This is a genomic window from Aquisphaera insulae (assembly GCF_011064615.1).
Taxonomy (GTDB): domain Bacteria; phylum Planctomycetota; class Planctomycetia; order Isosphaerales; family Isosphaeraceae; genus Aquisphaera; species Aquisphaera insulae.
In genome coordinates, this window is sequence record NZ_JAALJH010000025.1 from 81,024 (window position 1) to 101,177 (window position 20,154).

The 20,154-nt window shown below is 69.1% G+C and carries 15 protein-coding genes; 4 read left to right on the forward strand and 11 right to left on the reverse strand.

Annotated features, from left to right (window positions below; all coding sequences use genetic code 11):
- Window positions 1-123: 123 nt before the first annotated feature.
- Window positions 124-441, reverse strand: coding sequence for a hypothetical protein (locus G6O54_RS15625; RefSeq protein ID WP_250846915.1), 318 nt, complete (start codon window positions 439-441; stop codon window positions 124-126).
- A gap of 126 nt (window positions 442-567) precedes the next feature.
- On the opposite strand from G6O54_RS15625, the gene G6O54_RS15630 reads away from it, so the two are divergent.
- Window positions 568-906, forward strand: a complete 339-nt coding sequence (locus G6O54_RS15630) for an ATP-dependent Clp protease adaptor ClpS (protein ID WP_165226581.1) — start codon at window positions 568-570, stop codon at window positions 904-906.
- A gap of 557 nt (window positions 907-1,463) precedes the next feature.
- Here G6O54_RS15630 and infC read toward each other — a convergent pair.
- From infC to G6O54_RS15660, 6 genes are all read right to left on the reverse strand, one after another.
- Window positions 1,464-1,955 (reverse strand): translation initiation factor IF-3, encoded by a 492-nt coding sequence (gene infC, locus G6O54_RS15635; protein ID WP_369432144.1) that lies wholly within the window; start codon window positions 1,953-1,955, stop codon window positions 1,464-1,466.
- Between the two features lie 228 nt (window positions 1,956-2,183).
- Window positions 2,184-4,676: a beta-L-arabinofuranosidase domain-containing protein gene (locus G6O54_RS15640; protein WP_165226582.1), complete on the reverse strand. Its 2,493-nt coding sequence runs from the start codon at window positions 4,674-4,676 to the stop codon at window positions 2,184-2,186.
- Between the two features lie 32 nt (window positions 4,677-4,708).
- The gene (locus G6O54_RS15645) at window positions 4,709-6,460 is read right to left on the reverse strand and encodes a pectate lyase-like domain-containing protein (protein WP_165226583.1); all 1,752 of its coding nucleotides are present in this window, start codon (window positions 6,458-6,460) and stop codon (window positions 4,709-4,711) included.
- Between the two features lie 15 nt (window positions 6,461-6,475).
- Window positions 6,476-7,447 carry an aldo/keto reductase gene (locus G6O54_RS15650; RefSeq protein ID WP_165226584.1) on the reverse strand — a complete coding sequence of 324 codons (972 nt, stop codon included), beginning with the start codon at window positions 7,445-7,447 and terminating at the stop codon, window positions 6,476-6,478.
- Window positions 7,448-7,492: 45 nt separating this feature from the next.
- Entirely contained in the window at window positions 7,493-8,482 is a 990-nt protein-coding gene (locus tag G6O54_RS15655) for a nucleoside hydrolase (RefSeq protein WP_165226585.1), read from the reverse strand.
- A 50-nt stretch (window positions 8,483-8,532) separates the two neighbouring features.
- Complete coding sequence (locus G6O54_RS15660; protein WP_165226586.1) at window positions 8,533-9,327, reverse strand: DUF4058 family protein; 795 nt, start codon at window positions 9,325-9,327, stop codon at window positions 8,533-8,535.
- Between the two features lie 173 nt (window positions 9,328-9,500).
- On the opposite strand from G6O54_RS15660, the gene G6O54_RS15665 reads away from it, so the two are divergent.
- Together G6O54_RS15665 and G6O54_RS15670 are read left to right on the forward strand one after the other, a co-directional pair.
- Window positions 9,501-11,372 carry an SUMF1/EgtB/PvdO family nonheme iron enzyme gene (locus tag G6O54_RS15665; protein ID WP_165226587.1) on the forward strand — a complete coding sequence of 624 codons (1,872 nt, stop codon included), beginning with the start codon at window positions 9,501-9,503 and terminating at the stop codon, window positions 11,370-11,372.
- A gap of 20 nt (window positions 11,373-11,392) precedes the next feature.
- Window positions 11,393-14,419: a glycoside hydrolase family protein gene (locus G6O54_RS15670; RefSeq protein ID WP_165226588.1), complete on the forward strand. Its 3,027-nt coding sequence runs from the start codon at window positions 11,393-11,395 to the stop codon at window positions 14,417-14,419.
- Here the strand turns inward: G6O54_RS15670 and G6O54_RS15675 are convergent.
- From G6O54_RS15675 to G6O54_RS15690, 4 genes are read right to left on the reverse strand one after another with little or no spacing between them, the layout of a single operon-like run.
- Complete coding sequence (locus G6O54_RS15675) at window positions 14,408-15,979, reverse strand: hypothetical protein (RefSeq protein WP_165226589.1); 1,572 nt, start codon at window positions 15,977-15,979, stop codon at window positions 14,408-14,410. The genes G6O54_RS15670 and G6O54_RS15675 overlap by 12 nt on opposite strands.
- Before the next feature lie 51 nt (window positions 15,980-16,030).
- A complete protein-coding gene (locus G6O54_RS15680) occupies window positions 16,031-17,071 on the reverse strand; it encodes a glycosyltransferase family 2 protein (RefSeq protein WP_165226590.1) in 1,041 nt (346 codons plus the stop codon).
- Between the two features lie 39 nt (window positions 17,072-17,110).
- Window positions 17,111-18,028, reverse strand: coding sequence for a sugar phosphate isomerase/epimerase family protein (locus G6O54_RS15685; RefSeq protein WP_165226591.1), 918 nt, complete (start codon window positions 18,026-18,028; stop codon window positions 17,111-17,113).
- A gap of 45 nt (window positions 18,029-18,073) precedes the next feature.
- A complete protein-coding gene (locus tag G6O54_RS15690; RefSeq protein ID WP_165226592.1) occupies window positions 18,074-19,009 on the reverse strand; it encodes a rhomboid family intramembrane serine protease in 936 nt (311 codons plus the stop codon).
- 253 nt (window positions 19,010-19,262) lie between these two features.
- Here G6O54_RS15690 and G6O54_RS15695 point away from each other — a divergent pair, with 253 nt between their 5' ends.
- Window positions 19,263-20,099 carry a hypothetical protein gene (locus G6O54_RS15695; RefSeq protein WP_165226593.1) on the forward strand — a complete coding sequence of 279 codons (837 nt, stop codon included), beginning with the start codon at window positions 19,263-19,265 and terminating at the stop codon, window positions 20,097-20,099.
- Window positions 20,100-20,154: the final 55 nt, after the last annotated feature.

Below are 20,154 nucleotides of genomic sequence, written 5' to 3' on the forward strand. Positions count from 1 at the left end.
TCCGACTCCGCTCCCTGGGGGCGGAGCCGGGGCCGGGGATTCGGTCGGGAGCGGGGGCTTCGTGGCGGCATCGGGATGAGACTGGGCTAAGTAGGTTGGGGCAGGGGAGGTGGCGACGAGCCTTCAGACCTCGTCATCGCCGTCGATGTCGTCGATCTCATCGGGGCCGATCTCGCCGCGACGGATGAGTCGTCGGAGCCGGACCAGGAGGGCCGTGGCATAACGCTGGAGCGCGAGCTGCTGCGTCAGCACCGCCTCGTCGGCGGCCGAGACCGGAATCCCGGCCATGATCCGGTGGGCCTGAACCAGGCTGTCCCAGCCGATGTCGATCACCTTGGGGACCGCCTCCGGATCTTGCCGGGCCTGGGCCATGAGCTGGCGGGCCTTCTTCAATCCGGCCTGAGCCTGCTTGAGGTTCCTCAAGGCCGCTCCCGAGCTCATCTCCGCCATGATCCGCCCCGCGTCGTGTGGTCTGAAATCCGGATTTTCACTCGTTCTTCTCCGGCTGCCGATATTAGAGTAGTGGAGACGGACACGCGTGCACAACGCCTCCCAGGAGTCGAACACATGTCGGGAGACTACGAGTCCAGCACCGTTGTCGAGCCGGCGGTGGAGCAGGAAGTCCGCACCAAGCGGCTGCCCCCGTACAACGTGATCCTGGTCAACGACGAGGATCACACCTTCGAGTACGTGATCGAGCTGCTGATCAAGCTCTTCGCCCACTCCCTGCCGCGTGCCAAGGACCTGACCTGGGAGGTCCACTCGCGAGGCCGCGCCATCGCCATGACGACCCACAAGGAGCGCGCCGAGCTCAAGCGCGACCAGGTGCTCGCCTATGGGCCCGACCCGCGGCTGGCTCGCTCGAAGGCCTCGCTCCGCTGCTACATCGAGCCGGCGGAGGGCTGAGCGTGGCAACGACCACGGCCTCCGTCCGGACGCCTCGACGGATCATCGCAGGCATCGCAGGGTTGTGATCAGACGACCGCACTCCTCCCGGGCGGAGCGGACGGACTCCACTCCTGAGCAGCCCCCGATGCGGTCTCCGGATCGCTCCAGGGCCTCCTCGATGAGCTCCGCGTCAAGCCATGGTCGTGCGTGGAGTGCCCGCGGGTCGTGGCCTTCGATCTCTCGGTGCAGGATTGCGGAGACGCGATCCAGATGGGCCGCGATCGAGTTCGAGTGGCTTTCGCCCCCGGTACCGAGCTGAATCTCGGCCTCCATGACCTGCGCGGAGGCATCGACGAGGGCCTCCGGCGGGAGCCGGCCTCCCTCGTAGAGGCTTGCTCGAGACCGGAATCGCCCTATGACCCTGGCGTGTTCCTCGAGGGAACGGCGCCTGTGCGCGAGTATACCGGTGGTGAGGACGACCGCGGCGATGGCAACCAGCGTCAGCAGGTGACGGATCGAGCGGCAGGCCGGCCGACCGGCCTGCGCACCGCGAACCTCGCCGCGGCCCGATCGGGTCATGCCTTGGGGGCGAGGATGGCGGTCATCCGGCGTCCTTCCATGGATGGGTTCTTCTCGAGCTTGCCGACGTCCTCCAGGGACTTCAGCACCTCTTCCATGACCCTCCGCCCCTCGTCGATGTGGGCGAGCTCGCGGCCGCGGAAGAGGACGTTGACCAGGACCTTGTCCTTCTGGTCGAGGAATTCCCGCGCGCGTTTGACCTTGACCTCGATATCGTGCTCGCCCGTCTTGGGCCGCACGCGGATCTCCTTGACCTGGATCTGGTGCTGCTTCTGCTTGGAGAGCTTCTTCTTCTGGGTGTACTTGAACTTCCCGTAGTCGATGATCTTGCACACCGGCGGCCGCTCGTTGGCGGCCACCTCGACCAGATCCATGCCCGCCTCGCGGGCGTGCTCCAGGGCCTTGCTCGTCGGCATGACGCCGAGCATGGCACCTTCGGCGTTGATGACCCGCACGGGGGAGATGCGGATCTGCTCGTTCACCCTCAATCCACGCTCGATCGGTCCGATGACACGTCCTCCTCAAGGACGAAGCAGGATTTCCTCCGCGAACGGGAGCGATCTGCCGCCCGACCCGGGGCGGAAATGCTCCCGAAACGACATCCGCCGGCCACATTAGCCGGCCATTCCGTCGCCGCGAGGCAATCAAGGACTGTAATTTCGGATTGGACTTGTGTCAAGATCCGGCGCGAAGTCATTAGGGGATCGCGCCCGGACTCATTTCCGGGCCTCGCTCCCCGGATCGGCCGGCAGCGTGCGGACGTCGAAGAGGCCCCCCGACATGTTCCCGGGGTGGCCCTGGAATCGGATCGTGATCGTCCGCTTGCCCCTGGTCAGGTCGCGCGGGATGGGAACCTCCACCGTGTAGAAGTCCTCCGTGCCCCGATCACCGAGGGTTGTGGTCGCAATCGTCTTGCCGTCGGCGAGGACGTCGAAGGTCCGGGCGCCGGTCTCCCGGCCCCAGTAGCGGCAGGCGAGCACCGCCCCGGCGGCCGGCTCGACCTTCATCACGTAGCTGAACCAGCCCCCCGGAGAGGCGTCACGCCAGTGCGATTCCATCCGCCGGCCGTAGGCGCCGGGGCCGGTGTTCGATCGCTCAGATTCGAGGTGATGGGCGGACTCCGACACCGGGTCGCCGATCCGCACGAAGTCGATCGACCGGGCGTCGAGCTCACGGAACCGCTTCGCCTCGGCCTCGAGGCGGGCAACCTCCGCGTCGTACGCGTCCGGGCTCAACGTCCGCCAGTAGACCGCGTACCGCGCGTAGTGGTTCCGGTAGAACGGGATCAATTCCTGCTCCGCCGGCCGGAGAAATCCCCTGGTCGTCCGGAACGTCAGGGGCTTGCCCGGGACCGGCTCGAGATGATCGAGCAGGGCCGCGGGCGTCTCCGCCGCGATCGTCGGGACCGTGGCCTCGGGGACCGGTCGGCGGCCGATGGTGTCCCCGATCTGCCAGAAGTCAAGCCGCGACAGCTCGCCCGCCCCGAACGCCCCGGACAGGACGATCGGCCCGTACAGGAACGCCGCGTAGCGATCGCTGTTCCGCAGGCGTTCCATGGTCAGGTGCATCGGCAGGGAGACCGCGACCGAATCGCCGGGCTTCCACTCCCTGGTGATCGCCGCGAAATCGCCCGGTCGAGTCGAGGAGTCGACGGGCTGCCCGTTGAGCTCGAGCTTCAGCGCCCCCGCGGGTATCCACGACGGATGGCGGACCCTCAGGGTCCACGGCTTGCCCGGGGTCTTCACCACGGCGAGCCTCGTCGAGGGGACCTCGGGGAATCCCGTCTCCTGCCGGACGGTGATCCCGGCCTCATCCCAGGCCAGCTCCGAGGCGATGAACAGGTTCACGTCGATCGCCGAGCTGTCCGGCGCGTGAGTGTAGATCATCTGGGCGTACTTGCCGGGGCTCTCCAGGCCGGTGCCGGTGCAGCACCACATCGAGTCGAACTCGTCGGAGTACACCCGGTACGTCCCCGGCAAGAGCGGCGTGTAGTAGCAGACCATGCCTCGCTCGGGCTCGTGGGCCGCCAGCAGGTGATTCCAGAGGATCCGCTCGTACTGATCGAGGGCGGCCGGCGTGGGCCTCGACTCGTGGAGTGCCTCGATGAGCCGGAGCATGTTCACGGAGTTGCAGGTCTCCGGCCCGGCCGGGACGTGGAGCGCCCGCTCGGCCTCGTCGGGCGGGAAGAAGTGCTCCCCCGCGCTGTTGCCGCCGATCACCCAGGAGCGGCGGCCGATGACCTCGTCCAGGAAGTGGCCCGCCGCCTGGTGCAGGCGAGCCTCGCCGAGATGCCGGTAAACCCGCTCGAACCCGGTGAAGGCGGGGATCGTGCAATTGGCGTGATATCCGTCGAGGAAGTCGCCGCGATTCTCGGCCATCGGCCCCAGGACGCGATCGAAGCAGAGCCGTCGAGCCCATTTCAGATACTTCGGGTCACCCGTCAGCCGGTAGACGTCGACCATCGACTCGTGGATCGACCCGTGCTCGCAGAAGAGGAGCTCCTGGACCTTCCGGTCGTCGAGATGATCGAGGACGTCGTGGCCGAACCAGTCCGCGGTCCGGATCAGCACCCGCCTGGCCGTCTCGCTGCCGGTGGCGAGGTAAGCCTCGTAGAGGCCCAGCGTGATCTTGTTCCAGGTGTAGGTCGGCTCGAAAACGCCGTTGATCTGGTAGCCGTAGTTCGGCTCGGGATTCGTGACCTTGAAGTTCCCGGCCGCCACCTCGGCGAACAACGCCTTTCCCCCCGGCACGGGGAGGAGATAGCCGGAGCGATTGGCGGCCTGGACCTCCGCGAGCTGGTCGGCGATGTACTCGAGCCGGGATTTCAGCGTGGCGTCGCCCGTGGCCTGGACGGTCATCCCCGCGCCCGACATGAAGAAGCCCAGGATGTGTCCGTAGAGCAGGGGCGGCTCCGACTCCCAGCCGCGATAAGGGGGCGCCTTCGGCTCCAGCCCGGCCTCCTTGCGGAAGAGGCTGAGCAATCGATCCGGATCGAGCTTCAGGAGGTACTGGCGGTTCTTCTCCTGCTGGGCGCCGAAGGGCCCGCCCCGGAGCCGGACCTGCCGGAGCGGGAAGAGGACGGACCTGGCGGGGACGGCTCGCGGCGGATTCGTGGGATCGGCCAACGATCGCGAGCTCGACAGCGTCCATGCCAAGATCGCCGACAGTACGAGCCTGGTCGCGGACGAGGAGAGGGTCGATTCCAGCATCTTCGGCTCCAAGGCAGACCTCCGTCTCCGGCTCAGTCATCCGTGAGCGCGGTGCGTCGAGACGTGTTGACGGCCGGCCCTTTCCCGCTGCGAATATGGGTGATCTCGGTCCCGGGCCTCCCCGTGATCCAGACCGAGATCACGTGGTGGATCGCCACGCCCGGTGCTTCCGGCGCCTCGATGGCGTTTTCGGACTTCGTGGGCGAGTGGAGGAAGACCCCGTAAACCCCCAGGCCGCGGGCCTCGTGGCGGGTCACGCCGCTGGCGACCTTGTAGGCGGCGTACCCATTGACGCCGTCGTGCCGCCACGCCTCCTGGGTCGGGGCATCGTAGGGGAGCTCGCACTGGTAGAAGAAGACGCGGCCGTTCTCGCCGTTCCAGAGCGTCTGGTACTCCTGGAAGTGCTCGACGAAGAGGCCGTAGATCGTGACGTCGTCGCCGTTGACGATCAGGCCGTTCTTGGCCCGGTTCACGTCCCATTTCGCCCCCGCGCCGTGGTCCGCACGCCAGATCCAGAGGTTGTCCCCGATGACGTCGTCGGAATCGATGACGAGGCACGCGTCCGCGGCCCCCGGGCTCGCCCCGCCGACCCGGCAGAAGACATCGGCCAGGAGGGTCGGGTTGGTGGAGTGACCCGCCTTGCCGGCCCGGCCGACCTGGAGGAGCACGGGCGATTTCTGCCTGCCCGCGTCGATCATGATGCCGCAGATCGAGGCGCCGTCCACGTCGTCGATGACCATCGCCGGCGTCCCACGATCCGGAACGAGCGTGGCGATTCCCAGCCCGAGCACCACGGTCCCCGGCCGCGTCACCTGGATGGGCTCGTCCAGGTGATAGACCCCGGGGGTCAGGAGCAGGTGCTTGCCGTTCGCGAGCGCCGAGTTCATCGTCGCCGCGGTGTCCTTGCCGGCCTGGGCCACGAGGAACCGTTCGATCGAGACGGTCTCCCCGCCCTTCTCGCCGCCGGACCAGCTCACACCCCGGCTGGCCGAGGCGACCAACGCCGGCACCCGGACCGCGAGCCCTCCGCGGCCATGCTGGACCATATAGGGCTTCTCGCGGATCCGCGGGGTCTCCGAGATCACGGTGTAAGGCTTCCCGGGCCACGGCTCCGTGGGCGGATTGTCCGCGCCGACGAAGACCATGTTCCAGTTCGCCCCCAGCCATTGCCTCCACTCCGTGTTGCGGGAGAGCCACTGCTGCTGCGTGCCGGAATTCACCCGGCCGTCGACGCGGGAGTCGGCAAGGAAGCCGCCGCTCGACCAGCCGCCGTCCCAGAGGTTCAGGTGGCCGTGCACATGAACGCGGCGGAAAGACGTCCCCTGGGAGACGGCGAAGTTGATCGGCGTCGGCGACGTCGGCTGGACGGTCAGGTTCTCCGCGCCCCGCCAGAAGGTACAGGTCGCGTTCCCCCTCATCCAGTCGGCCTCGGAATGGACCGAGCCCCGGATGACCACGTCGCCCGGCGACGTGCCCAGCCCCAACGCCTGGGTGTAGAAGCCGAGGTTCACGTCCAGGTCGTAGGTGCCCGGCTTGAAGAGGTACGCGTGCCTGCCCCCGCCGAATTGGCTGTGCTCCTGCTCGTGGAAGACGGCGTTGAGCGTCTTCTGGATCTCCGCGGATGGCATGGAGGGGTCAAGGATCAGCACGTTCGGGCCGAGGTCGGGCTCCTCGGCGGGGGCGGGGGTGACCAGCAAGAGGCAGGAACCGAACGCGAGCACGGCCGCCGCGACGAGTGCGGCCGGTCGACCGGAAAAGCGATCGTTCCGACAGTTCGCCACCATGTCTTTCTCCTCGCCTCACTGCGACCACTTCGTCGGCGTCCGGTCCCAACGATGCCCGCGGAGCTGCTTCAGGAGGGCCGGATCGAGCCGGCGGCCGTCGCTCGCGGCGAGGTTGGACTCGACGTGCCGGACGCTCCGCATCCCCGGGATGATGGTGGAGACCGTGGGCTCCTCGAGGATCCACCGCAGGGCCAGCTCGGGCATGGTCATGCCGGCCGGGATCAGTGGGCGCAGCCCCTCGGCGCGATCGACGCTCGCCGCCAGGTTCTCCGGGACGAAGTAGGTGTTCCGCCAGTCTCCTTCGGGCCAGCGGGTCTCCTTCGTCAGGGTGCCGGTGAGCGTCCCCTCGTCGAACGGGACCCGGGCGATGACGCCGATGCCGTGCTCGCGGCAGAGCGGGAAGAGGTCGTCCTCGGGCGACTGGTCGAAGAGGTTGTAGATGACCTGCACGGCGTCGATCCGGCCGGTCCGGATCGTCTCGAAGACGTTCCAGGGCTCCCAGCGATTGACGCTGACGCCCCAGGCCCGGACCAGCCCCTGTCGCGTCAGTTCCTCGGCCGCGCGCTGCCATCGCTCGTCGGCCGCCCAGGCGTCCTCCCAGACGTGGAACTGCATCAGGTCGATGGCGGGCAGGCCGAGGTTCTCCAGGGACTTCTCCGTGTACTCTCGGATGTGCTCGGGCGGAAAGCAGTCGTCGAGGGTCGAGCCTCGACGCGACGGCCACTGGAAGTTCTTGGGCGGGATCTTGGTGGCGACGTACAGCCGCTCGCCCGGGTGGGCCGCCACCAGTCGGCCCAGGACCTGCTCGCTCTTGCCGGCCCCGTAGCCCCACGCCGTGTCGTAGAACGTGCAGCCGAGAGCCACGGAACGCTCGAGGGCCGACTCGTAGGCCGACTCGTCCGAGCCGGTCCAGCCCGCGAGTCCCCACATCCCGTAGCCGATCTCGCTGACCGACCAACCCGTCCGACCGAATGTTCGATACTTCATCGCTCACTTACCCTCGCAAGGCCCCGGGCTCCGCGTCTGCGCCCGCTAACGGCCGCCGGTGAGCCGTTCCACGAGCATCCGGTCGAACGCCGGCCGGTCCTTCCACGACATGGCACAGTTGATTCGCGGCCCGGCCGGGTCGATGCGGGTGATCCCGTCGTCGCCCACCACGATCGGCAACTCCTCCATCGTCAGCCACTCGTGAGTCCGGGCCAGGTGGATGGCCACCGTGTCGAACAGGATCGAGCTGGCGACGGGTGCGTCTCCCTCCTTCGAAGCGGGAGCCTGCGAGCGATGCCAGATGCGGTAATTCTCGATGACCGCGCGGGCCAGGGGGTCCTTGCTCTCCGCAACCTTGCGGTAATTCTCGCCCGTCAGTTGCACCAGTCCGCACGTATCCAGCGGCGTGATCGTCCTGGGCCACCCGGCGGCGAAGGCGGCCCGGGTCGACTCGACGTCGTTCACCACGTTGGCCTCGGGATCCGGCTTCGGCTTGCCGCCATATCCGAGGCGAATGCTGCCGTGCATCCCCACGAACTTCGCCCGACTCGCGATCTCCGGCGCACGCTTCAGGGCCTCGCGGATGTTCGGCATGGCCCCGATGCAAATGAGCGTGATCGGCGACTCGGGCCTCGCACCCTTGATGGCGTCGATGATGGCCTGGACCCCGTCCTCGTGCACCTTACCGGGATACTGCGACAGCTCGTATCCGGCCACCCACGCGGACTGCGGGCCGCCGTCCCGGCTCTGCCTGATCCCCACGCCCACCGGGATGTCCGCTCGGCCCGCCACCTCCAGCAGCCTGGCGATGATCTTCGACCGATAGACCGTGTCGCCGGTATCCGACACCACCAGCTTCACGTCGAACTCGGGCGAGCGGAGCAACAGCGCCAGCGCCCAGGTGTCGTCGATGTCACCGCCGATGTCCGAATCGAGGATGACGGGGATTTTCGCCGGCTGCGCCTCGCTCGCGCGGCCACCCAGGAGCATCAAACCCAGGAACACGATCAGCGCCGGTCGTCGTGTGTTGCCCATCCCAGCCTCTCCGCGTCACCCGGTCAAAGGACACTTCTGTTCACGAACCCTCAGGACGTCCCATTCCCCGCGCCCGCCGCGATCACCCCGCGTGCCCAGGCATCGACGGCGATATCCAGCGGCGGTACGGGCGGCAAGCTGTAATCGATCCGCAGGTCGTAGCGGGCTCGTCCGTAGACCTGGTCGAGCAGCGCGTTCAGGTCCAGCACCGGCTCCGGATCCTCCGGCAGCAGGGGAATCGGCACGGCCGGAATGGGCTGGGGCAGGCTGAACAGGTACACGGCGGCCCGCCGAGGAGTCTGCCCCCGCCGCACGACCGTCCGGTAGTGGCTCGTGACGCCCAGCTCGAAGTGGTCGGCTCGCTTCCCCGCGCGCATCAGGTCGATCTCGACCAGGCTCGTTCGAGTCGACAGCACCTGGGAACGCTTCCGCAAGTACTTCCGCCGCCCCTTCGGATCCGTCTTGTTCGCCCGCGACAGCAGCTCCACGACCGTCACGATCCGATCGCCCGCCGACTGCCGAATCACCAGATACCAGTCGACCAGCGCCTCGAGCGGGTCGAACTCCAGCATCACCGCCTCGGTCAACTGCGGCGCCGCCTTCGAGGCGGTCAGGGCAACGGCCTCGTCCTCCCCGCCGCGCACGACCGCCAGATCCGGCCGCCTGGCTGGCGGCGCGTCGGTCGGCTCCGTCACCGTCATCCGCTCCTCGAGACTCACGTAATACTTGGGCGCAAGCTGCGGCGACAGTTCATCCCGCATCGCCGCGATCAGGGCATTGTGAACATCCGGCCAGATTGCCGGATGCTCGAGCCATGGGTCCATGCCGGGGAACGGAGGTCTCATGGGCCCATTCTATTCGTCTCGAGATCGCCCGATCAATTCAGCGGGCACCCTCCGACGTCGCGAGGCCGCCCGACGGTCCGCGGTCGAGGCTCACCGGCCCCTGGGCGAGGCCCGTTTCAGTCGTTACTCTGACTTGAGGGCAAGCCTCCGTCTCTTCCAGGGGAATCCCGGCCATGAACGATCACGAGTCAGGGGAATACGGCCTGGCCGATCTCCCCGAGGAACCCGCCCCGAAGCCGAAACCGGTGCCCTCCACGGCAGGCAAGCCGCTCCCGAGGCTCTGGAAGGATGAGGTCGAGCCCGAGGGCGCGGACAAGCCCCCGGGCCGGACGACGGCCGGTCGGGGCAAGGACGCGGCCGGGACGAGGTCGGAATCCTCGGCGGAGCCCCGCCGCAGGTCGGGCCAGCCCGCCGCGACCCGGGGACGGAAGGAGGCGGACGACGGGCCGAAGCGCGTCCTGGTCGAGGATACGCCCGCCCTGGATACCTACGACGCCCGCCAGAAGGGCCGGATCCTGATCGGCGGCCTCTTCGCGCTGGTCTTCGGCCTGGTCGGCTACGTCGTCTACGCGCTCTTCCTCTACGACCCGATGCCGATGACCGACTACACGGGCGAGGAGCCGCCGTCCCCCGCCGCCGCCTCGCCGGCTCTCGCCGCATCACCGTCCGCCAACCTGGAGATCGAGGCCCGCAGCATGCTCGATCGCGCCCGCGACTCGGCCAAGGCCGGCCGCACGGACGAGGCGATCCGGGTGCTCGAGACCGTCGCCAAGACATACTCGAAGACGAAGGTGGCCGCCGAGGCCAAGGAGGCATTGGCGCGGCCATCGGAAGGCATGCCCCTGTTCCTGGACCGGCCCGCCGTCAAGGCCGATGCGCCGGCCCAGCCCCCCCCGGCCGAGCCCGCCGAGCCCCCGGCGATCGTCCAGGCCGCCCCGCCCCGGACGGGCGGCCCGGCCACCCTGACCCTGCCGGCGAATGCGTCCGAGGTCGCCCCGACGAAGCCATCTCCGCTGGCCATGGCCGGGAACAACGCGGCACCCGGGAACGCCACGATCTCCCCGCCGGAATCGGTATCCACGCCGGCCCACGCCCCCACGCCGGCCGCCCGACAGCTCCCTCCCCCCGCGGGATTCCGGGCCAAGCCCGAGGCCGGCTACGACGAATCCGGCTGGCCGCTGGTCATCGTCGGCGACCGCGACGGCGCCCCCATGGTCTTCGTCCCCGGGGGAGTGATCACCCTCGGCGATGATGCGGGGGCCGGCTCGAGGATCGCCCCCCGGCAGGTCGAGCTGACCCCCTATTACATGGACCAGCACGAGGTCACTCTCCGCCAGTTCAAGGTTTTCCTGGGCGAGACCCGCTACAAGGGCCAGCCCCCGCGGAGCTGGTCCGACGAGTACCGCACCAACCCGAATGAGCAGATGCCCCTGACGATGGTCAATCTCCGCGACGCCACGGCCTTCGCGGAATGGGCCGGGAAGAAGATCCCCAGCGAGGCCCAGTGGGAGCTTGCCGCGCGATCCACGGACGGCCGGACCTATCCCTGGGGCAACGACCCGGCGAAGGGCACACGGCCCCCCGGCGCGATCAAGTTCGACCCGGCGGGAGCCTTCCCGGCCGACGTCTCCGCCTATGGCGTCCTCGACCTCGGCGGCAATGTCCTGGAATGGACGCGAGACCCCTACGACGCCAGGTCCTATCGCGATCCCGCGGCCGACGGCAGCGACTCGGCCTCCTTCGGGCGTCTCCGCACCTTCGACGCGGTCGTGAAGGGAGACCGAAAGGTCAACCGCGCCTCGTTCCGCCAGGGTATCAACGCCGACAAGCGGATGAACTACGTCGGCTTCCGCTGCGTCCTGCCCGTGACGGCTCCCCCGGCCCCGGTCGCCGCGAGCCCCGTCCCGACGCCCCCGGCGGCGGCCCCGGCCGCGATGCCGGCCCCGCCGGCGGCCCAGCCGAACGCGCCCGCGTCCACTCCGGCGGCCGGAGCCGGCCAGCCCCAGCAAGGGAAAACCGCCCCGCAGCCCTCGGTGCCATTCTGATCGCCGGAGACGACTTCCGGATGGGATACGCGACCTTACTGCTCGCGACCGCAATCGCGACCCTCGGCGACGATCCGGGCCCGGACGGCCTCCGGATGGAGCCCGTGAACGGACGCTGGTTCCGCGTCGAGCCCGGCAAGCCGGCCACGCTTCGATGGAAGGGGACCGAGGCGGGCAAGGCCGGCCCTCTTCGGTTCATCGTCCGCGACTACGCCGGGACCGAGGAGGCGGCCGGCACGCTCGCGGTACGGGACGGCTCCCCGACGCTCGATCGGACGTTCTCGCAGGGGTATCACGAGATCGAGCTCCCGGGCCTGAAGCGGAGATTCGGCCTGATCGCCGCGACGGCCTTCTCGGGAAGGCCGGATCCGTTCTTCGCGATCGACGGGGCCCTGACCTGGCTGACGGCCGACGACCGGGTCCGCCAGGCCCTGATCGCGGAGGCCCGGGACGCCGGCATTACCCTGGTGCGGGAACGCGTCCGCTGGGGATCCATCCAGCCCGCGAAGGATCGCTGGGCGTGGGACGCCGACGGCAAGGCGGACGGGCTCCGCCTGGCCTTCCGCCGCGCCGACCTGCCGATCCTGGAGATGGCTCACGACGCCCCTGCCTGGACCGGCCTCGAAGGCGTCTACCCGGGCGACCTCGCCGCGACGGCTGATTCCTGGCGTGAGATCGGCCGGCGGTGGCAGAAGACCTGGGGCGGCGTCGAGCTCTGGAACGAGCCCGATATCCAGTTCGGCGGCGACCGTCCCGCGGACCAGTACGCGGCCTTCGGCAAGGCCGCGGCAACCGGCCTGAGGGCCGCGGGGATCGACGCGCCGATCGTCGCGGGGGTGGTGTCGAACTTCAGCCCCGACTTCCAGGAGACGCTGGCCGGCAGCGGCCTGCTCGAGCGGGCCGATGCGTTCAGCTTCCACGACTACGGCTCGGCGATCGACCTGGAATCGAAGACGGCGAGGTTTCGCAACTGGCTCCGGAACTCCGGTCGACCCGACATGCCGCTCTGGCTGACCGAGTGCGGCTGGCCCTGGAAACGCGGGGCCGAGCGGCCGACCGCCGAGGAGGACGTGAAGAGCGCCGGGGCGATCGCGGCCAAGGCCGTCGAGGCGAGGGCCTGCGGCGTGGCCCGCTACTTCCCGTTCGTCCTTCCCTACTACGAGGAGAACGCCAACAACTTCGGCATGACCGATCGCGGGGGCTCGCCGCTGCGGTCGTTCGCCGCCTATGCCCAGACGATCCGCGCCCTGGCCGGGCTCGAGTACCTGGGCGACCTGAAGGTCGAGGGATCGGAGATCGGCCGGGCCCGCGTCTTCGGCGACGGCAAGGCCGCCGTCGTGGTGCTGCTCGCGGCGAAGCCGACCGCGATGGCGAAGCTCCCGGGCCTGACGATTCTCCACATCGAGGGAGCCGACGGCCGCGAGGTCAGGGCGAGGGACGACGAGTCCTTCGAGATCGCCGACGGCCTGGCGTTCGTTCGGGTCGATCAGGGTACGCTGGGCGACCGGCTGGTCGTGAAGACAGCGGCCATGTCGTTGCGGCCGGCGAAGACCGAGGTCCGCGCCAAACCCTCCTCGATCGTGGTCCGCCCGCATCTCGATCCGGCCCGGTTCCTGACCTCGACGTCCGGCTACCGGATCAAGGATTCGGGCCAGACCCGGACCGACCTGGCCGCCGAGGTCTGGAATCTGGGCGACGAGGCGGAGTCGATCGAACTGACGCTGCACCTGGAGGGGGCCCGCACCGACCGGCCGCGGAGGCAGATCCAGGCCGGGCCCCATCAGAAGGTCGTCGCGACCTGGTCCGTCGACCTCAAGGGCTCGCTGGTGGGGTTTCGTCCGATCCGCGCCACGCTGGAGGCGGAGGGCACGGGCGGCCTGCTCGACCGGGCCGAGTTCCGCGTCGGGGGCGAGCCCAGCCTCGAATCCGCCCTGGCCGGGCTGAGCCATCCCACCCGGCTGCCGATCGACGACCTGACTCGCTGGAAGCCGAGCATCAGCGCCGGAGGCATCCTCAAGGTCGAGCCCCTGCCGCCGGCCGGCTGCCGGCTTCGCATCGTCGACCATCCGAAGGGGGACCGCTGGGCCTATCCCGAATTCCGACTCCCCGACGGCGTCTCGATGCGAAACGCGAGGGCCCTGATCGTGCGGGCGCGTTGCGAGAAGTCCGCCCAGGTGCGAGCCTTCTTCTGGGAGGGCGAATCGGGGGTCGGCTATTTGACGCCGTCGCCCATCATTCAGGCCGACGCGGCCTGGCACGTCGCCAGGATCGAGCTCGATCGCCTGGTCCTCAGCTCCGCCAATGAGCCCGATCCGGATGAGTTCTTCGACCGGCACACGGTGCGGCGGATCAGCCTGGGGATGAACAACGAGCATGCGTCCAATGCGCTCGAGATCAGCGACCTCTACGTCGAGTGGCCGGGCGACGAGATCGGGGCCCTCTGGAAGGACCTCGAGAAGGATGAGGTCGAGGCGAGCCGCGCCCTCCTGATCCTCTCGACGCGGCCCGCGGAGGTCGTGCCCTTCCTGAAGGAGCAGCTCAGGCCCCTCAGGCTGGACGCGGTCCGCCTCAAGGCGTACCTGTTGCGGCTGGTGAGCCCCAACGAGGCCCTCGCGAAGAAGGCGTTCGAGGACCTCGAGTACTTCGATCCGCGGCTGGCGATGGACCTGACGGCGCTCATGGAGAAGACCACCGAGACCCCGATGCGACAGCGTCTAGTTGAGGTCCTCAGCGGCCGCGAACGGGGATCGCTCAAGGAGATCGCGGTGGAGCTGAGGTCGTTCGACAACGGCAAGAACTTCAACTTCTTCCAACCCAACGTCGGCTCCTGGTGGGCCGAGCGTGACCTGTCGCTCCTCAACACGCGGGGCTGGGGCGACAACAAGCGGAAGTGGACCCGCGCCGTCCGGGCCATTGCCCTCCTCGAGCACATCGGCACGCCCGAAGCCCGGAAGATCCTCGAGGACATGGCGACCGGCCACCCCGACGCCCTGCCGACCAGGGTCGCGGCGGAGGCGGTGCGGAGACTCCGCGACTCAAGGCCCTGAATCCAGCCCCCCGCGCCAGCCCTCCTGTAGCTGTTCGCTGCACTGGGCGACGACCTGGGCGGCGACCTGGTTGACCCCGTAGCCCCCCGGCAGGCGGACCATGGGCTTGCCGTGGCGATCGCAGAACCGCCTGACCTCGCCGAAGGAATGGCTGGACCAGCGGATCGCCAGCAGGACGACGGCGACGTCGGGTCGGGCCACGTAGGGCTCGAAATGGTCGATCGACTCGTGCTCCTTCGTCTCGAGCCAGGTCAGCTCGGCGAGGTTGAGGGCCGCCTTGAGGGCCTCGTGCGCCCCGGGGCGGCGACTGCCGCCGATCAGGACGGCCGACCGGCCGGCCAGGAGCCTGGCGGCGAGGGCCACCTCGGGGGTGGGCCTCTCCGCGGGCGCGGACTCGGGGGCGGGTGCGCGGGTGGCGAGGTAGCGGTCGATCTCCTTGAGGACGAGCTGGAAGCCCGCGGGAATCGAGTCCAGGTCCGGCATCGCCTCCAGGACCGGCAGGATCGCCTCGCGGATCTCCACGCTGCTCGGCGGCGTGCCGCCGGCGACCAGCTCGTCGACCGACTCGACGATCTTCCGCCAGTCGTGCTCGTCCCCCTTCCCGGAGTCGATCCGCTTGACGTGGTAGCGAAGCTGACTGAGGACGGACTTCCTCCGCTTGCCCCGGTCCCTGGACTGCTGGAACCGAGCGTCCAGGTCCTCGATCCGGTTCTCGAGCTCCGGGAGCCGGGCCGGGTCGGCGGGGTCGTCGATGCGCATGTGCCGGCTGATGTAGATCCGCTCGCGCGCGGTCACGTCGCGGAGCCAGTCGTACGCCCGGTACTGGTCGCCGTCGCGGGGGCCGTCCGCCCGGTCGACCGCGACTCGCAGGGCCGACTGCGCCTCGGCCATCAGGTCCAGGGCGGGTTCGAAGAACTCGCGATTCGCCTCGGCGTCCGGGAGCATGGACCGCACCAGCGCGATCGCGTCGGCGAGGGCCTCGTACCAGCCCGCCAGGTCCTCCAGGGCGGAGAAGTCCCTGGGGATGGTGAAGTCGGGCGAGTTCATCCAGAGGAAGCAACTGATCTCGCCGGCCCGATCCAGGATCTCGCGGTCCCTGGGCGCGATCTCGAGCCGGAAGTCGGCCCCCTCCTCGATCCGTCGCGATCGCGTCGCGGCCCAGCGAATCCCCTCCGCCTTCAAACGGCAACGGGCCTCGACGGCGGGGAGCTCGGAGTCCATCGCCGCCCGCTTGCTCGCCTCCCACCGCAGGGGCTCGATCCGGACCGGCTGATGCGACGGCGCGGCTCGCCCGAAGGTCAACTCCGGGAGCGGCGAGGGCGGCGACGCGGGCGCGGCGGGGGCCGGCTCGGCGGAGGCGGGCTCGGGTGCGATTCCCGGCCCGGTGGCATCAGCCTGGCCAGGGGACGTTGGGGGAGCCTCCTCGGCCGGCCCTTCCGCGGCCTTCGCCAGGGCCCCGGCGAGGACCCGCAGGTCGTCGCGCAGGCCCTGGTCGGTCGCCGCGAGCGCCGACAGTCGCGTCACGAGCGACGCGATCGAGCGGACGAGTTCTTCATCCACGCTGGGCCTCCGTCGTGCAAGTCGAGTCCTCGGTGCCGATCCGCTCGGCGATCAGTCTGCCGGCCCTGCCCGCGCGGGATCCCCCTGGAGGACCTCGCGGAGCACGTACGTCGGCTTGTCCTGGGATTCGAAGTAGGTCCGCATGATCAGCTCGGACTGGATACCCAGCAGGATGCTCATGCCGCCGGCGAGGAAGAACATCACCACGAGCGAGGGGATCGGGGTCTCCACGAAGTCCTTGGGGGGGAAATGCACGAACTTGTAGTAGAGCATCGTGAGGAAGCAGGCGAATCCCGCCAGGAACGACCAGATCCCCAGCCGGCCGAAGAAGTGGATGGGCCGCTGGGCGTAGCGCTGGAGGAACCGGATCAGGATCAGGTCCAGGACGACGTTGAAGGTGCGGCCCAAGCCGTACTTCGTCTTGCCGGCCCGCCGGGGGCGATGGTTCACGACCTGCTCGGTGATCCGGGCGCCCTGCCAGGCCGCGAAGATCGGGATGAACCGGTGCATCTCGCCGTAGAGCCGGACGCCGGCGAGCACCCGGCGGCGATACGCCTTGAGGGTGCAGCCGAAGTCGTGGAGCGGGACGCCGGACAGTCGCGCGACGATCGTATTGGCGACCCTCGAGGGGACCTTTCGCGTCAGCAAGGTGTCCTGCCGGTCCTTTCGCCAGCCCGAGACGACGTCGTACCCGCGATCCAGCGTCGCCAGCAGCTTCGGGATGTCCGCGGGGTCGTTCTGGCGGTCCCCGTCCATGGGCACCAGGATCTCGCCCCGGGCGAGGTCGAGCGCCGCGGAGATCGCGGCGGTCTGGCCGCAGTTCCTCCAGAGGAAGGCCACGCGCACGTGTTCCGGGTCCCGGGCCTGGATCTCCCCCAGCCGGGCGGCCGTGCCGTCGGTGGAGCCGTCATCGACGAATATCAGCTCGTAGGCGATATCGAGCGGGCGGAGCGCGGCGTGGAGCTCCTCGTGCAGCGGCCCGACGTTGTCCGCCTCGTTGTAGACCGGGATCAGCACGGACAGGTCGAGCGAGGGCCGGTCGTCGGCCCTCCGCGTGTTGTGAACTGCGGTCGTCCCCACCGGGATCGTCATGCAATTGGTCCCCCGCGCCGCCGGCCGCTCCCGACGGCCTCAGCCCTTGATGTACTGGAGCAGGTAGCGGCGGCTGATGATGAGCGAGTCGAGCCGCGCCTCGAGCGTCCCCTCGAAGGCGCGGTCCTCGACCTCGATCGCGACGTCCCCCTCGTAGCCGATCTCGCCGAGCGTGCCGAAGAAGGCGCCCCAGTTCACGTCGCCCTGGCCCGGGATCTTGGGCGTGTGCCAGAGCTTGGGGAAGGCGAAATGGCCGTGCTCGTTGAGCCCCGCGCGATCGATCCGGAGGTCCTTGGCGTGGACGTGGAAGATCCGGTCGCGGAACTCGCGGAGGGGGCTGATGTAGTCCATCCCCTGGAGGACGAAGTGGGACGGGTCGAAGTTGAGCCCGAAGGAGGGGCTGGGGATGTCGCCGAACATCCGCCGCCAGATGGCCGGCGACGTGGCGAGGTTCTTGCCGCCGGGCCATTCGTCGCGGCCGAAGGACATGGGGCAGTTCTCGATGCCGACGCGGACCCCCTTCGACTCGGCGTGCGCGATCAGGGGCCTCCACGTCTCGAGGAACCGGGGCCAGTTGTCATCGACGGAGAGGCCGGGATCGCGGCCGACGAACGAATTGACCTGCCTCAGCCCCAGGGCCGACGCGGCGTCGATGACCTTGCGGATGTGGGCGACGGCCACCTCGGCCTCGGACCGGTCCGGGGAGAGGGGATTGGGGTAGTATCCCAGGCCCGAGATCGACACCCCGCGGGCGGCGAGCCGGTCGCGGATGCCGTCGAGGGCGGCCGCGGACAGGTCGGCCACGTCCAGGTGGGTCACGCCCGCATACCGCCGCTCCGCCTTGCCGACGGGCCAGCACATCAGCTCCACGCTCGAGAAGCCGGAGTCGCGGGCGAAATCCAGGACCTGGTCGAGCGAGTATTCCGGCACGATCGCCGTGACGAATCCGAGTTTCATGGTGGGAGCCTCGAGTGGGAAAAACCGTTCCGCCGGGCCGGCCGGTCAGTATCTCAGCACGCCGAAGATGATGCCGACCAGCAGGCCGACCACGTGGGCGGCGTTGGCGATCGGGCCGAGCATCCCGGTCATGCAGAGGACCAGCCAGATCAGCATGGTCGAGATCGTATTCGGGTGGAGGATCATCCCCTCTTCCGGCTGGAACTGGCCTTTCATCCAGAGATAGCCGAAGAGGGCGTAGCCGACCCCGGAGAGCCCGCCGAAGAGATGCACCTCGTCGGGATCCATCCGCTTTCCGTAAAGGTATTGGCCGGCGTTGGAGAGGATGGCGGAAACGAGGACGAGGATCAGCAGCCGGAGCGTCCCCTTCCGGGTCTCGATGAGTGTCCCCTCGACCATGGTGGCCCAGCAATTGAACAGGATGTGCATGAAGCTGAAATGGAGGAAGATCGGGGTCACCAACCGCCAGACCTCGCCTCCGAGGATGGCATCCAGCCCGGAGTCCGCAAGGTCTCCGGTCTTCGGGTCCACGTGGACCGGGGAGAAGAGTAGCAGGTTCTCGACCGGCTTGATGCCCGGGACCGCGTCCGGGCCCCGCCTTCTCGGGGCGGACTGGAGCAGGAGGAAGACGACGATCGAGACCGCGACCAGTCCCACCGTCACCGGCCTCCGCGAGGCCTGGAGCCCCCCCCAGCCGTCGGCAACCTCCCGGTAGTTCTTGCGGTATTGTCGGTCGAGCTTCGCCTCCCGGGAGCGGATGGCGGACGCGACCTGCAACGACTCCGTGAACCGGGGGTCATCGGGCCGGCCGATGTAGTCGTCCAGCTCCTGGCGACCACGCGCGACGTGATCTTCATTGATCACCCAGACGGCCCAGCCGTCGGCCGTGCGGTCGAAGCGGGTCTTGATCCCCCGCGACAGGAGATAATCCTCGATGACCTTTGCATCGAGGTGTTTCGGGAGCGTGCCGATCTGGCGCAACGGTCCTACCCCTGTCGTCGATGAACCGCGGCCGGCGATCCCGCGCCGGCCCGTCTCCCCGCGCGGGCTTGAAGCATGTCGGCCGTAGAGACCCTCTGAAGGTAACACAAACGGGCACCGGGGTTCATCCGCGCACCGCCGGAGGGCCGGCCGATTGGACGGTCATCGCCGACCTGCTAGGATGGCGTGCGGCCCATCCACCCCATCCGTGCCGTTCCGCCGTGAACGACGTGATCAGGAGCCGCCGCGGACCATGCCCGACTCGCCGGCCCGCTACCGCCTGGTGATCTTCGACCCGATCGAGGATCCCCTCTCCCTCCGCGACCCGATCGCCGAGACGACCGGGCTGCATCCGACGGACGTCGTGCAGTGGCTGGCCCGGGCGCCCGGCGTCTGGCCCCATCCGCTCGACGAGCCGACGGTCCGGAAGATGCTCGACCGCCTCTTCGACGCCCGGATCGCCGCCGAGGCCTGGCGCGTCGACCAGTTCCCGGAGCTCGGCTCGCCGCGGACGATCCACCGCGCCGCCTGCCTCGAACAGGGGCTCCGCATCGACGGGCTCCGCGGCGAGCCGACGCACTGGGTCCCCTGGGATCGGATCGAGCTGATCTGCGCCGGGCGGATCGCGGCCGAGGACGAATTCCGCGAGACCTCGGCACCGCGGTGGCCGTCCAATCTCGTGACCGGGATCCGCGCGCTCGCCCTCCGCAAGCCGCGCCCCGTGATCAGGGCGGCCCGCGCCAGCCGGATCCCCCGCGACCCCGCGGGAGAGGTCCTCGTCGTCCGCCGCGACCCTCGGGTCACGTTCCGTTTCGTCGAGGGCCAGATGAACTACACCTATCTGGGCGACCGCCTGCGGAAGACCGCGGCCGAGAATTTCCCCCTCTTCCTGGCCGACCTCTGCGACCGCGCCCGCGAGGCCTACCTGACGCCGTCCACCCGGGCCTGGACCGAAGGCAAGGACCCATCCGGCTACGAGTTCCCCACCTCCCAGGCACTGATGGAGTACGCGACCCATCGCCTGCTCTGGAGCTGGTATCGCCGCGACCGTGAGGCCGCCGGGACGGAAGGGGACGAGGAGCAGCCCTGACCCGACTCCTCGACCGCGGGTGGGGCGCACGACACGGTTTGTATTGACGGCGGTT

Coding starts and splice junctions, on each gene's coding strand:
- G6O54_RS15670 (WP_165226588.1), top strand. CDS start 11,393: ATGGGATACGCGACCTTACTGCTCGCGACCGCAATCGCGACCCTCGGC.
- G6O54_RS15625 (WP_250846915.1), bottom strand. CDS start 441: ATGAGCTCGGGAGCGGCCTTGAGGAACCTCAAGCAGGCTCAGGCCGGA.
- G6O54_RS15660 (WP_165226586.1), bottom strand. CDS start 9,327: ATGAGACCTCCGTTCCCCGGCATGGACCCATGGCTCGAGCATCCGGCA.
- G6O54_RS15665 (WP_165226587.1), top strand. CDS start 9,501: ATGAACGATCACGAGTCAGGGGAATACGGCCTGGCCGATCTCCCCGAG.
- G6O54_RS15685 (WP_165226591.1), bottom strand. CDS start 18,028: ATGAAACTCGGATTCGTCACGGCGATCGTGCCGGAATACTCGCTCGAC.
- G6O54_RS15655 (WP_165226585.1), bottom strand. CDS start 8,482: ATGGGCAACACACGACGACCGGCGCTGATCGTGTTCCTGGGTTTGATG.
- G6O54_RS15640 (WP_165226582.1), bottom strand. CDS start 4,676: ATGCTGGAATCGACCCTCTCCTCGTCCGCGACCAGGCTCGTACTGTCG.
- G6O54_RS15695 (WP_165226593.1), top strand. CDS start 19,263: ATGCCCGACTCGCCGGCCCGCTACCGCCTGGTGATCTTCGACCCGATC.
- G6O54_RS15650 (WP_165226584.1), bottom strand. CDS start 7,447: ATGAAGTATCGAACATTCGGTCGGACGGGTTGGTCGGTCAGCGAGATC.
- G6O54_RS15680 (WP_165226590.1), bottom strand. CDS start 17,071: ATGACGATCCCGGTGGGGACGACCGCAGTTCACAACACGCGGAGGGCC.
- G6O54_RS15645 (WP_165226583.1), bottom strand. CDS start 6,460: ATGGTGGCGAACTGTCGGAACGATCGCTTTTCCGGTCGACCGGCCGCA.
- G6O54_RS15630 (WP_165226581.1), top strand. CDS start 568: ATGTCGGGAGACTACGAGTCCAGCACCGTTGTCGAGCCGGCGGTGGAG.